Source organism: Prevotella sp. khp1, assembly GCF_900102205.1.
In the GTDB taxonomy this organism is placed as follows: domain Bacteria; phylum Bacteroidota; class Bacteroidia; order Bacteroidales; family Bacteroidaceae; genus Prevotella; species Prevotella ruminicola.
Window position 1 is genome coordinate 733,231 of record NZ_FNJZ01000002.1, and the last position, 13,680, is coordinate 746,910.

8 protein-coding genes are annotated in these 13,680 nt (G+C 47.1%); 6 read left to right on the forward strand and 2 right to left on the reverse strand.

All coding sequences use genetic code 11. From position 1 onward, the window contains the following. Nucleotides 1-19: 19 nt before the first annotated feature. From BLR73_RS08835 to BLR73_RS08845, 3 genes are read left to right on the forward strand one after another with little or no spacing between them, the layout of a single operon-like run. The gene (locus BLR73_RS08835; RefSeq protein ID WP_091861160.1) at nucleotides 20-1,012 is read left to right on the forward strand and encodes a D-alanine--D-alanine ligase; all 993 of its coding nucleotides are present in this window, start codon (nucleotides 20-22) and stop codon (nucleotides 1,010-1,012) included. Nucleotides 1,013-1,015: 3 nt separating this feature from the next. Continuing rightward, entirely contained in the window at nucleotides 1,016-2,158 is a 1,143-nt protein-coding gene (locus tag BLR73_RS08840) for an acyltransferase (protein ID WP_091861163.1), read from the forward strand. Continuing rightward, nucleotides 2,155-2,811 carry a NigD1/NigD2 family lipoprotein gene (locus BLR73_RS08845; protein ID WP_091861166.1) on the forward strand — a complete coding sequence of 219 codons (657 nt, stop codon included), beginning with the start codon at nucleotides 2,155-2,157 and terminating at the stop codon, nucleotides 2,809-2,811. The genes BLR73_RS08840 and BLR73_RS08845 overlap by 4 nt, the downstream gene beginning before the upstream one ends. 3 nt (nucleotides 2,812-2,814) lie before the next feature. Here BLR73_RS08845 and BLR73_RS08850 read toward each other — a convergent pair whose 3' ends face one another. Together BLR73_RS08850 and BLR73_RS08855 are read right to left on the reverse strand one after the other, a co-directional pair. Continuing rightward, the gene (locus BLR73_RS08850) at nucleotides 2,815-5,073 is read right to left on the reverse strand and encodes a glycoside hydrolase family 31 protein (protein ID WP_091861169.1); all 2,259 of its coding nucleotides are present in this window, start codon (nucleotides 5,071-5,073) and stop codon (nucleotides 2,815-2,817) included. Nucleotides 5,074-5,082: 9 nt separating this feature from the next. After that, nucleotides 5,083-6,834: a glycoside hydrolase family 5 protein gene (locus BLR73_RS08855; protein ID WP_091861172.1), complete on the reverse strand. Its 1,752-nt coding sequence runs from the start codon at nucleotides 6,832-6,834 to the stop codon at nucleotides 5,083-5,085. A 333-nt stretch (nucleotides 6,835-7,167) separates the two neighbouring features. On the opposite strand from BLR73_RS08855, the gene BLR73_RS08860 reads away from it, so the two are divergent. Genes BLR73_RS08860 through BLR73_RS08870 form a run of 3 tightly spaced genes read left to right on the forward strand, consistent with a single transcriptional unit; the run spans nucleotide 7,168 to nucleotide 13,656 of the window. Next, on the forward strand, nucleotides 7,168-10,374 hold the full coding sequence (locus BLR73_RS08860; protein WP_073044893.1) for a SusC/RagA family TonB-linked outer membrane protein: 3,207 nt from the start codon (nucleotides 7,168-7,170) through the stop codon (nucleotides 10,372-10,374). 30 nt (nucleotides 10,375-10,404) lie between these two features. Further along, the gene (locus BLR73_RS08865) at nucleotides 10,405-12,144 is read left to right on the forward strand and encodes a RagB/SusD family nutrient uptake outer membrane protein (protein ID WP_091861176.1); all 1,740 of its coding nucleotides are present in this window, start codon (nucleotides 10,405-10,407) and stop codon (nucleotides 12,142-12,144) included. Between the two features lie 27 nt (nucleotides 12,145-12,171). Next, on the forward strand, nucleotides 12,172-13,656 hold the full coding sequence (locus BLR73_RS08870) for a hypothetical protein (RefSeq protein ID WP_073044897.1): 1,485 nt from the start codon (nucleotides 12,172-12,174) through the stop codon (nucleotides 13,654-13,656). Nucleotides 13,657-13,680: the final 24 nt, after the last annotated feature.

Genomic DNA, 13,680 nt, shown 5'->3' on the forward strand with positions numbered 1-13,680 from the left:
AGTAAAAACATAAGATACAATGAAGAACTTAAAGAGAACGATTGCCATCGTATGTGGTGGCGACTCATCAGAACACGACGTTTCTCTGCGCTCGGCACAGGGACTTTACTCCTTCTTTGATAAGGAGCGCTACAATGTGTATATTGTTGACATCAAGGGTCAGGACTGGCATGTAGAGTTGCCCGATGGCACTACAGCTAAGATCGACCGTAACGATTTCTCGTTCATGGAAAACGGCGAGGCCAAGATCTTTGATTACGCTTATATTACCATTCATGGTACTCCAGGCGAAAACGGTCTGCTGCAGGGCTATTTCGATCTGATTGGTTTGCCTTACAGCACCAGCGGCGTACTGGTTGAGGCTATGACTTTTGATAAGTTCGTGCTGAACCAGTATCTGCGTGGCTACGGTGTTAAAGTGGCCGACTCGCTGCTGATTCGCAAGGGCTACGAGGAATTGGTAAGCGACGACGAGATTGAGGAGCGTATCGGTATGCCATGCTTTGTAAAGCCTGCTGCCGATGGTTCATCGTTCGGTGTATCGAAGGTGAAGGAGAAGGATATGCTGGCTCCTGCCATCCGCAAGGCGATGTTGGAGAGTCCTGAGATTATGGTTGAGAGCTTCCTCGAAGGTACCGAGATCTCTATCGGTGTTTATAAGACCAAGGAGAAGACTGTTGTTCTGCCTGCCACCGAGGTGGTTACAAGCAACGAGTTCTTTGATTACGATGCCAAGTACAACGGACAGGTACAGGAGATTACTCCAGCCCGTTTGCCCGAGGATGTAACAGAGCGCGTACGTCAGATTACCTCGCATATCTATGATATCCTGCATTGTAATGGTATCATCCGTATCGACTTTATCATTTCGAAGGAGGGTAGCATCTCGATGCTCGAGGTTAATACCACACCAGGTATGACAGCTACCAGCTTTATCCCTCAGCAGGTACGTGCAGCTGGTCTCTCGATGACCGATGTGCTGACAGAGATTGTTGAGAATCAGTTTGATTAATATATGAGAGAAGAGTTCGACGAGATCCGACCTTACGAGGCGGGAGAGATGAAGCAGGCGTTCGACGACTTGCTCAACGACAGACAGTTCCAGATGATACTGAAGGGTTTTACCCCTTGGTTGCCTAAATCGATGCGTAACGCCTTGTTGCGCCTGGCATTTACTGGTATCAAAACACCACTCGATTTCCAGAAGCGTTTCATGAAACCGGTGGTTAACTACATCATCCGCAAACATACCGACGGATGCTCGTTCCTGGATTCTTCGATTGCAGCTTACGATAAGAGTCAGCGATACACATTTGTGTCGAACCACCGCGATATCGTGCTCGATTCGGCATTCTTGGATGTAAAGCTGGTTGAAGCAGGTTATCCCACTACCGTTGAGATAGGTATTGGCGATAATCTGCTTATCTATCCTTGGATAAAACGACTGGTGCGTATGAATAAGGCCTTTACCGTGCGTCGTGGCTTATCGCTGCGCGAAACGTTGGCGGCCTCGCAGCTCATGAGTCGTTATATCCACTATGCCGTAACTCAGAAAAAGGAGAATATCTGGATTGCCCAGCGCGAGGGTAGAGCTAAGGATTCGAGCGACCATACCCAGGATGCAGTGCTGAAGATGCTGGCCATGGGGGGTGATCTGAAGGAACTGAACATCGTACCGCTCACCATCAGCTATGAGTTTGACCCTTGCGACTATCTGAAGGCACAGGAGTTTCAGCAGAAACGCGATAATCCGGGCTTCAAGAAATCACGTCAGGACGATCTCGACAATATGAAGACGGGTATCTTCGGCTATAAGGGACGTGTGGTTTATCGTCCTGCAGCCCCTATCAATACCTGGATCGACGACCTCTCGGAGTTGCCTAAGACAGAGTGGTTCAAGGCAGTTGCTGAACGTATGGACCGCGAGATACATCGTGGCTACGAGCTTTATCCATGCAACTACATCGCCCTTGACGAGTTGAATGGCAATCAGGCCAATGCCGCCCATTATACCGAGGCTGATGTGAAACGTTTCAATCAGTACTTAGCTGGTCAGATGGCCAAGATCAATCTGCCCAATAAGGACGAGGCATTCCTCCGTGAACGCATGCTGACGATGTATGCCAACCCAGTGCGAAACTTAATGGCTGCCCAATGAAAAAGCTGCTTTGCATAGTATCCACCTTCCTCATCATCTCATGCTCTCAGGATGTTTACGATAAGGGCGAGGGGAAGTACTCTTTGTTGCGAGGCGACTTTGCTGAGGCTGTGGTGAACAGCAACCAGCAGGTAACAAAGATTGTTACCGATGATGGCGACGAATTGTCGCTCACAGCACCTTATACTGCCAAGTGGGTCAGCAAGGCCGATACCACCTATCGCTGTATGCTATATTATAATAAGGTAGAAAATCAGGCCGAGGTGGTTTCGATGGGGCAGGTACCATGTGCTAACATCGCCTTGCTTTCGGATTTTGATAAGCCGCTGTTGACCGATCCTGTGAAGTTTGAGAGCACCTGGATGAGTAAAACGGGAAAGTATCTGAACCTGAGTCTGCAACTGAAGACGGGTGTTACCGATGATTCTACCGCCGCTCAGAGCTTAGCGATTATCAGCGATACACTGGTTAAACATGCTGATGGCAAGCAGATACGTCATCTTATTCTGTATCACGACCAAGGTAACGTGCCTGAGTATTACTCTACCAAGGTATATCTCAGTATCCCTACAAATAGAATTGATGCCGACTCGGTCAGAATCAGCATCAACTCGTACGACGGTGAGGTTATTGCCAAGCACCGTATCCGTTAATGATTAATTGGCTTTATACTCCTTGTTCTCTATCGCATTCCAGTTAATCTGGTCGGTGCGCTGGGCCAGTGGGGCGTGGGGTATCACGCTGCCGTCTTTTACCAGGATGATACAAGGTATCTCGCCAGCCTCGATGGTCTGATAGCCGCCCTCGTAAACCTTACCTGTCTGGTAGTCGATCCACTTACCCTTTGGCAGGTACACATTACGACTGTTGCCACTCTCCAATAATGGAGCCACCAGCATCTTTGAGCCGAACATATACTCATCTTCTACATACCAGGCACCCTGATCGTGTGGGAACTCTACCAATAGGGCTCGTACCATGGGCAGTCCTAACTTAGAGCACTCCTTGGCCTGTTCCCAAACATACGGCATCAGCTTATACTTCATTTCGGCACAAGCACGGAAAGCATTGGTAAACGATTCGGAGATGAGCCAAGGCTCTGTGGGAGGGGCACCATGGGCACGGGTGTGACTGCTCAGGAATCCGAATGGCAGCCAACGACGATAGATATCCTCGGGCGATGCTGTGACGAAACCGCCCATATCATGACTCCAGAACGAGAAACCACTCAGTCCGAAACTCAGTCCACCTCGCAAGTCGCCAAGCATGCCAGTGTTGGTGGTAGCGGCATCGCCACCCCAGTGCAGGGCATAACGCTGACTGCCAGCCCAAGCTGAGCGGGCCCAGATAATGCCTTCGCCAGGATGATTGCGCTCAACCACCTCCCAAAGGGCTTTGTTATAGCGCAGCGGATAGAGGTTGTGCTCATACAGTCCGCCCTTGCCGCTATGATAGAAACCATTGTAGGGGGCTGCTTCGCCAAAGTCGCACTTGATGGTGGAGACACCCTGTTTCATCAGTCCTTCTATCTTCTGCTGATACCAGTTGACGGTCTCTGGGTTAGAGAAGTCGAGGATGGCATCCTCGACAGGCATGCCGCCAGTGGCATTTTTGACATGGAGGCCCTTGTCGATAATCTCGTTAAAGAATCGGTTCTTGGGTGTGAAGTAGGGGAGCTGCCACAAGCAGGTGTGGAAGCCGTCCTTTGCCAACTGCTTCAGCATCTTTACGGGGTCCTTGAAACGGTCCTTGGCAAATTGGTAGTCGCACTGCCAGTCGGTGCCAAACCAGCCCGTATCAAAATGTATCACATCGGCAGGGATGCGGTTGGCGCGCAGTTGGCGGGCAATCTCTAACCCCTCTTCTTGCGAGAAGTAAGTGATACGACTCATCCAAGTGCCAAAACTCCACAGCGGAGGCAGTGGCGATTTGCCTGTAATCTCGGTATATTCGTAAAGGATATCCTTAGGCTCGCCGAAGAATACGAAGAAGTCCATCTGCTCGTCGGCCATAAACAGGCGGTCGGCGCCGATATATGATGCCCCGAAGTCGCAGGTGACTGGTGCAGAGGTGTGCATAAAGATACCGTAGCCTCGATTTGAAAAGAAGAAGGGCACGGGCTTATACTGTCCGTCGGTCTCAGGTCCCTGTGGGTCGGTCACGCTCAGGTGTACCTTTTGTCCCACTTTGTTTAACGATGTGAACGACTCACCGCAACCATAGATACGTTCGCCAGGGGCGAGTGTCAGTACGGGGTTGATGCTTCGGCTGTTGTCGCTGCCTCGTTTGATAAACGAGAAGGGTTGTAGTTTTACCTGACTCGAGTCGTTATCGATGAGGTGGCGTGTCTGTGTCAGCACTTTACCGTTAGCATCCTTAATAACCAGTCGCCAAGGATATTTTTTTATCTCTATGCTGCCATACTGCGATTTGTAGCTAATAGCATCGCCAGTCTGCGATGTTTCCCACATCGCTCCAGCGCCTTTGGCTTTAAACCCATCGCAGAACATGATATCCTCTTGGTCTGTGCTCTTTGGCTCCACAGGCGACGTAAACATGCGGATGCGTGCTGTTCTGGGCGAAATAAACTCAATCTTAATCTTCAGGTTCGGGTCGTTTTCGTATGCAGCATCGGGGAAGTCCAGCATCTGCATACGTACAGGCCAGTAGCCATTCAGGTTAAAAGCCTGTCGTGGACTCATACGGTATCGTTTCCACTGTACCAGTCCTTCGCCTTTGGCAGCGTCGAAACTCACTAATGAGTCGGCAAAGAAATAGGTGTTCGACAGGTCGTAGAAATCAGCCGACATGTCTTTTTGCATGCACTGCAGGTACTGTACACCTGCGTTTGTCTGAATCTGTGCTGCGGCGTGTAATCCCCATGCAGCACACATTATTAATAATAAGCGTTTCATTGTTAAAGGTTATTTGGCTATAAATTTCTTTCCGTTCTGGATGTAGATGCCCCTTTGTGGCTTAGCTATCTGCTGCCCCTGCAGGTTATAGATACGGTCGTCGGCTATTGGGGTGTAATGTATATTTTGTATGCCACTAACAGGCGATGATTCTGTGCTAAGCGTGCAGCCCCAGGCGGTGGTAGGACTCAGTTTAACCTCTGAGTTGTCGCTTTTGATAAGTGCCACTTGGTTGATTTTGGCTTTAGTGGCACCGACGTTGGTTTGCAGGGTGATGCGTGATACGGTGGAACCTGTCTTGGCGTTTTCGAAGTTAACAGTGGTTGTTTTCGAGTTGGCCGACAGGGTATAGTAGGCTTCCTTAAAACTTGAACCTGTAGCATCGCCATAAACTTTTACCTGTAGTTTGCTGCCATAGTTATCGTCCATTTCTATGCGAAGCCCCTTGTACTCAGTGAGTTTCAGTGCCGATACACTGTTGTAATTGCCATAGAGAAACAGCTCAGCCCAATCTTTCTCGTACTCTACGAGATAGCTGATATTGAAATCGTTCTCGGTAGGGTAGGTGCCAGCAAAGTCGCTACCATGATAGGCTTTGGCAATGCGCTCGGCCAGGTCAGGCTGGTTAAAAGCGGGTAGCGAACGGTAGGCACCGTCGGATAAGCCCATCCAATAGAAGGTGGCCACATTGTTCTCCTTGCATTTGGCAATCATATAGTCAACAAACTCAAACATTACATCTCTGCGTACATCATAGTCGGTCTTGCCGTCGCCTTCATCCACATTGGCTGTGCCCCATTCGCCCAGAATCATGGGTATGCCTTTCGAGAGGATATGCGTGTTCCAAGCAGTCATCATGTCATCAATCTCTTTCTTGACATTGGCAATGCCATTGGCGATGTTGGGATAGTCGTGAACCTGGACCATCAGATGGTTGGCTGTCGGGTCGGTGGGGATGGTCAACTGGGATAGGGGCTCTTTCAGGTGATCGCTCCAAGTGCCGTTGCCACAGCAGGCGGCGTAAGTGTTGACCACCAGATTGCGGGTGGCGTTGTTGCCGCCTGTGTTGCGAACAGTGGTCACAAAGCTCTGGGCATAGCTGTTGATGGCATTGTAGGCCGACTTGGCTACTGCTGCGTCGTATTTGTTGGTCGATGCAAACGAGGCAAAGCACCATGAGCTCAACTTGTCGAGCATCTCGTTGTAGCTCTCAAACAGCAGATGCTCGTCGTAGTCCTTAAACTCCTCGGCTATCTGGAGCCACAGGTTCTCGTATCTGGCTTTGTTCTGGGTGTAGTTCGCTTCGTCGGCTTTGATCCACGACTTAAAACTGTCGTCGTCGGCTCCGGTGTCGTGGTGCACGTTGACGATACAGTACAGGCCTTGGTTGATGACATAATCCACCACCTCGTGAACGCGTTTCATCCATTCTGCATTCACCTTACCGTCTTTATCCATGTGGTTATACCAGGTCACAGGTACACGGATGGCACCAAAACCGGCATCCTTCATCATCTTGATGAGCTCGGGCTTGGCTTTGCTCTGGCCCCAACAGGTTTCTGATTCCAGTCCCTGCTGTCCCCAGTAGTTATCCTTGGTAAAATCGTGGTAGGTCTGACTGTTGGCCTCAAGGGTGTTGCCTAAGTTCCAGCCCACGCCCATATTCTTTACGGCTTGGGTGGCTGTTTCAAACTCCTGAGCCAGCAGATGCATACCGCACATCAGCAGTAAAGCTAAAATAGTATTAACTCTCTTGTTCATATTGTTTTAGATTGATAATTATGGGGCAAAGGTAAATACTTTCTATCATATTTTGGGTGGTTTTTACGTATTTTAAATGTTAAAAAACGGCATTAGGTAAAAAAGTATCAGTTTTGGGCAAACAAAATTGTTTTAGTTTCTTAAATTTTGCCTATCTTTGCCCCCGAAAACTTAAAATAAAGAAAATTATGACCCGAAACAATTCGTCTTAACTATTGAGTCATCGCGTACCTATTTATATAATTAGGCCTGCGTTCAATAGGAGTATTACTAAATACTCGCTCCAACTAAGACATTATTACAAACCAATTTTCTATAGTTTAAAACTTAAGTATGAATCGAAATTTTAGAAAGACAGCGCTGCTGATGGGTACTATGGCCTGCTTAGGTCTTGGTTACTCTTCAAATGCCTATGCCGCCGGAGCTCCTCAGGAAATCCAGCAGGCAACGAAGAAGATTACAGGTACTGTAGTCGATGCATCAGGCCCCGTTATCGGAGCTAGCGTAGTTGAAAAAGGTAAGTCAGGTAATGGCGTTATTACCGATTTCGACGGAAACTTCTCTCTCACAGTGTCGCCTGGCGCAACACTTGTTATCTCTTACATCGGTTATGAGACACAAGAAATCAAGGTGGGTAACCAGTCAACCCTCAGCATCACCCTGAAGGAAGACAATGCTCAGCTTGATGAGGTGGTAGTTATTGGTTACGGTGTCCAGAAGAAGAAGCTGGTTACCGGTGCTACCGTTCAGGTTAAGGGTGATGACATCGCCAAACTGAACACAACCAATGCACTCGCTGCTATGCAGAGCCAGACTCCTGGTGTATCAATTGTACAGTCATCAGGTCAGGCCGGTTCTGGTTATAAGGTAAACATCCGTGGTATCGGTACCATTGGTGATTCTGCACCTCTGTACGTTATCGACGGTGTAGCTGGCGGTGATATCAACTCGCTGAACCCAAGTGACATCGAAAGTGTTGATGTACTGAAGGATGCTGCTTCGGCTGCCATCTATGGTGCACGTGCTGCTAATGGTGTTATTTTGGTAACAACCAAACAGGGTAAGGCTGGTAAGATGCAGATCAACTACGATGGTTACGTAGGTTGGCAGTATCTGGCCAAGAAGCCCGATGTGCTGAATGCAAAGGATTGGATGTATGCACAGGATTTGATTGATTTCAATGATGGTGCTGATCTGAATGATTGGCAGAGCATGCTGCCAGCCGATGTCTATAGCATGGTTCAGCAGGGCTGGGAAGGAACCAACTGGATTGATGAGTCGTATCACAAGGGTGCAATGATTCAGAATCACTCTATTGGTTTGAATGGTGGTAATGATACTTCTACATTCGCTCTTGGTTTTGCTTATACTAACCAGAAGGGTATCTTCGGTGGTAAGAACCAGTCAAACTATGATCGTTATAATGCACGTCTTAATTCTGACCATGTACTCTTGAAGGCTAAGGATTTTGATGTGATCAAGATTGGTGAGAATATGTCGTTCAGCCATACAGGTAATGAGGGTATTGATACCGGCAATATGTACTGGAACAATATGCACGACCTATTGGTAGGTAACCCACTGCTGTTGCCTTATGATTCGGAAGGTAACTATATGACCAATGCTGAGCAGGCTGCTCGCGGTTATAATCTGGGAACTAATCTTCCTAACCCATTGGCAAATGCTGATACAAAGAGCATGGGTCTGCACGCCAGCAAGAGTTGGAACCTGTTCCTCTCTGCTTATCTGCAGATTCAGCCAATCAAGAACCTGATCTTCAAGTCTCAGTTCGGTTATCGTTATTGGAGCTCTTCATATCGTGGTATGACACGTAAGCATGCCATTGGTACTGATGTTGCAACTCAGGATGGTGCCAGCCAGAGCCTGAGCGTAGGTTCAAGTATCTCATGGGAGAATACTTTATCATACACATTACAGCTTGGTTTGCATAACATTAATGTAGTGGTTGGTAATACTATTCAGAAGAATACTTACGGTGAGAATCTTAGCGCTTCAGGTAAGAATAACCTGTTTGAGGATGATTGGACTCGCGCATGGGTAAGTAATACTCAGAATACACAGCTGGCAGATATTTCAGTTTCTGGTAGTCCTCAGGGCGATTGGTCGTTGGCTTCATTCTTTGGACGTGCTAGCTATAACTATAACGAGAAGTATATGGCTCAGTTTACTTTGCGTGCCGATGGTTCTTCAAACTTTGCTCCTGGTCATCGTTGGGGCTACTTCCCATCAGCTTCAGTAGGTTGGGTTCTCACCAATGAGAAGTTTATGGAGAAAGCTGCTTCTTGGCTCGACTTCTTAAAACTTCGTGCTTCTTGGGGACAGAATGGTAACCAGAGTATTTCTAACTTCCAGTATTTGATGACCTTCGGCTTCAGCGCTGCCAGTGGTTATTTTTATGGTGTTGGCAACCACACCTCTCCAACTACAGGTGGTTATGCTGATGTACTTCAGAATCCTGATGTAACATGGGAAACTTCAGAACAGCTTGACCTTGGTGTTGATGCTCGTTTCTTGGGTGGTCGCCTTGGTTTGGCATTCGACTGGTATAAAAAGACTACTAAGGACTGGTTGCTGCAGGCTCCTATCTTGAGTGTATATGGTTTGAACGCTCCATTTGTAAATGGTGGTGATGTTGAGAATAAGGGATTTGAGCTTGGATTAAACTGGAACGACCGCATTGGTAAGGACTTTACTTATGGCGTAAACTTCAACTTCTCTTATAACAAGAATACTGTTACTAAGATTAATAATGGTGAAGGTATCATCCATGGTCCAGGTAATGTGTTGATTCAGGGTTCTGACGAGGTTTACCAGGTTAAGGTTGGTGAGCCTATCGGTTACTTCTATGGTATGAAGACTGACGGCGTATTCCAGAATCAGGCTCAGATCGACGCTTGGAAGGCTAAGTACACAGATAATATCCATGGTGGAAACCCACAGCCTGGTGATATAATCTTTGTTGATACTAATGGCGATAACATTATCGACCTGAGCGATCGTACCAATATTGGTGATCCTCATCCTGATTTTACTGCTGGTATGAATATCAATCTTGGCTATAAGGGATTTGATTTCTCTGTAACCGCAGCCGGTGCATTTGGACAGCAGATTTTACGTTCTACCAACAACGACTCTAACATGGCTGACAACCTGAGTCAGAAGTTGGTATTCGGTTCATGGCGTGGTGAAGGTACTTCAAACTTCCTGCCTAAACTGAACAACCTGAAGAATATTAACTTCATGACAATGTCGGAGATTTGGCTTGAGGATGCTGACTATGTAAAGATTCAGAACGTAACTCTTGGTTACGATTTCAAGAAGCTTTGGAAGTCTTGCCCATTACAGCAGCTCCGCCTGTATGTTTCTGCTAATAACCTCTTTACTTTCACAGGTTACTCTGGTATGGATCCTGAACTGGGTTCTGAAGGTGGTAGCGGTAATACCTGGGCAGCTGGTATCGATAATGGTTTCTATCCAACCCCACGTACTTATATGGTTGGTGTAAACGTGAAGTTCTAATTAAAATTTAGATTTTAGAATTAAGAAAATATGAAAAAGATATTATTATATGGTCTTACAGCCATGCTTGCGCTGACAAGTTGCGAGGACTTCCTTGACTCTCAGAATTATACTGGCAAGGATAGCGGAAACTTTCCTAAGACCGAAACAGATGTAAATCAGATGATTGCTTCTGTATATGAGGCATCATTCTATCAGCCCTTCAAAAATAATGACGTTGGTCAGTACCTGACATGGGCAAACCTCGCCTCGGATGATATGTATGGTGGTGGTGGCTCCGACGATAAACCAACGCAGGCGCTCGATCACTTCATGTTCAACAATAACACTCAGATGGAGTCGCTGTGGAAAGCTGCTTATTCTGCTATCGCTCGTGCTAACTCTGCTTTAGCTGCTGTTGATAACGTTGCTGACGAAGCACTTCGCAATCAGTCAAAGGGTGAGTTGTTGTTCATGCGCGCTTTCAATTACTTCGATCTGGTAAAGTGCTTTGGCTATATTCCTATGGTTGAGAAGTCACCAGAGAATGTGCAGGAGGCTCAAACCTCTCCAGAGCAGGTGCAGCCAGAGGTTGTTTATTCAAAGATTGGAGAAGACCTGAAAGAGGCTTGGGAAATCATGCCTTCGTATAAGTACGATGGATGGCAGACTTTGCAGTATGGCAAGGTTAGTAAGTGGGCTGCTGGAGCACTGCTAGCTCGTGTTTACTTGTTCTATACAGGTTTCTTCAAACAGACGACTCTGCCTGCTGGTGAGAGTTCTATTGATGAGGCATACGTTAAGAAGGTGCTCGATGATATCGTAGCAAATTCTGGACATGAATTGTTGGCTGACTATCGCTCATTGTGGCCATACGCTAACTCTGCTACAAAAGCCGACTATAATTACGTAGCCGATCTTGGTGAGACTTGGAGTGAAGGTAACAAGGAGGTGTTGTTTGCTATCAACTATCTATATCTGTCCGACTGGAGTGGCACTCAGCTCCACCAGTCTAACCAGTATGCCCTTTTCTTCGGCATCCGCAATGGCGGCTGGGGTGATGGCGAATGCTTCTTAAAAGATAAGCCAGGTAGCGTTTATCCATTTGGTACAGGTTGGGGGTGTGGTCCTGTAACACCTAACTTCTATGACGATTGGAAGGTGGCCGAGCCAAACGATAAGCGTCGTGATGCTTCTCTGTTTGTATTCCCCGACGATTTTGACTGGACAAATACTGCTGAGTGGATGGAGGCTACAGGCATCCATCAAAAGAAGATGTGTGCCGTACGTTCAAGTGGTGGTGACAAAATGTCGTTCTGTGCAGAATTATTTGGTGGTGATGAGAGTGGACATTTCCAGGCATCACACTGCCAGAGCCTACCACTTATCCGCTTTGCCGATGTGTTGCTGATGCGTTCAGAGTTGTATCAGGATGCTTCTAAGGGTATGGATCAGGTCCGTGCACGTGCAGGTTTGTCACCCAAGCCATATACTTTGGAGAATCTGCAGAACGAACGCCGTTGGGAGTTGGCTTTCGAAGGCTACCGCTGGGACGATATGCGTCGCTGGGGTATTGTAGAGAATTGCTTGGCTAAGCAGGTCGGCGGAAAGATTTATAATAATGGCAAGGCGACTGTTATGAAAGAGCAGGGCGATGGCTATGTGGCTCGTTACAAGGCTACTAATGGTTACTATCGTATTCCACAAGCTCAGGTCGATCTGTCTAACGGCTCAATCAAGCAGAATGCAGGTTGGGATGGTACAACAGGCTACTACTCACAGTGGCAGTAATAACAAAATCTAAAACGAAAAAAGAATATGAAAAAGATATTATTCATGTCACTCCTTGCAGGCTCCTTTGCACTAACAGCTTGTAACCCTGCTGAGGAGAAAGTTGACAATGCTAAGGTGTACTCTAGTGCTGAAGATATTCTCAATGGTATCTCATTTACACAGTATGCTGATGAGGCTTATACACAGCCCGCTGCTGATGGAAACTATATTTTCTATCAAACTAATCCTGGTCGTTCTGTTCAGGTTTATACATTCCGCTCTGATGGTAGTATGAATCTGATGGCATCTGGTGCTTCTGGTAAGTTTACCTTGAAACCAGGTCGTGGCTCTGATCCTAATCAGACTGTTTATATCCGCTCTTTGAACTATGATGGAACTTTGACCGAAACTTCAACAACACTGAATGTATTTGTTCAGCAGGAGTTGGATCCAGAGATTCGTCTCATTGCTTCAGATGCATACGGTTCAAAGGTATGGAAATGGAACACAAATGCTCCTGACGGTGTAGTTTGGGGTAACATGGGTTACTGCGGTGGCGCTGGTGCCGACGTTGCTCTTTCTGGAAACGGCAAATGGTGGGGTGTTACCAGTGAAGCTGAATTCGAAGATCAGACACAACACGCTTCGGATGGTTTGATTGGTGACCACAGCATGGATGCTACGATGGTTATTGCCGACGATGGTACTATTAAGTGCTTTGATGCTAGTGGAACTCAGATTCGTAAGGGTACTTATACCATTAAGGATTGGAATCCAAATGATCCAACAGCATGGAAGGTTGGTACTCTCGAAACATCTGCTGGTGCTATTCTGTGGCCTTATGAAATTAACTCTGGTGGTAACAAACCAACTCAGTTCGATATCTGTTATCTGACATCGGACCGTATGGTACTGGTTTATCCTGATGGAGGTGACTTTGGTGGTCTTGGTAACTGGGGTGAAGCTACATTCTGGCAGTTTGCAAGTAATAGCGATATCCTTGGTATGGCTGCTGGCTATGAAAAGAGCCAGGGTAAGGACTGGACTTGGGACCAGGGCGTTACTGGTGCTGTCTGGGGTAACATGGGTTACTGCGGCGGTGCAGGTTCTGACGTAGGTACTACTGGTAATGGCCAGTGGTGGGGTTGTACAAGCGAAGCAGATTTCGCTGATCAGCTTCAGCATAGCAACGATGGCACACTTCATGGTGATGAGAGCATGGATGCTTACTTTACTCTTACACCCGATGGTATGATTACTCGTCATGATGGAAAGGGTAATGTAATTAATAGTGGTATTTATTCATTCGACCTAGTTGATGGTAATACTTGGAAGGTTGCCGATCTGAATACTACTGCTGGTACTATCCTGTGGCCATTCGAGATTAACTCTGGCGGTAACATGCCAACTAAGTTCGAAGTTGTTTACCTGACCGGCGACAAGATGACTCTTGTTTATCCTGACGGTGGTGACTTTGGTGGTCTTGGCAACTGGGGTGAAGCTACATTCTGGCACTTCAAGGCTAAGTAAATCTTAATTTGAGCAATAAAAAAC

Coding starts and splice junctions, on each gene's coding strand:
- BLR73_RS08845 (WP_091861166.1), top strand. CDS start 2,155: ATGAAAAAGCTGCTTTGCATAGTATCCACCTTCCTCATCATCTCATGC.
- BLR73_RS08850 (WP_091861169.1), bottom strand. CDS start 5,073: ATGAAACGCTTATTATTAATAATGTGTGCTGCATGGGGATTACACGCC.
- BLR73_RS08865 (WP_091861176.1), top strand. CDS start 10,405: ATGAAAAAGATATTATTATATGGTCTTACAGCCATGCTTGCGCTGACA.
- BLR73_RS08870 (WP_073044897.1), top strand. CDS start 12,172: ATGAAAAAGATATTATTCATGTCACTCCTTGCAGGCTCCTTTGCACTA.
- BLR73_RS08860 (WP_073044893.1), top strand. CDS start 7,168: ATGAATCGAAATTTTAGAAAGACAGCGCTGCTGATGGGTACTATGGCC.
- BLR73_RS08835 (WP_091861160.1), top strand. CDS start 20: ATGAAGAACTTAAAGAGAACGATTGCCATCGTATGTGGTGGCGACTCA.
- BLR73_RS08840 (WP_091861163.1), top strand. CDS start 1,016: ATGAGAGAAGAGTTCGACGAGATCCGACCTTACGAGGCGGGAGAGATG.
- BLR73_RS08855 (WP_091861172.1), bottom strand. CDS start 6,834: ATGAACAAGAGAGTTAATACTATTTTAGCTTTACTGCTGATGTGCGGT.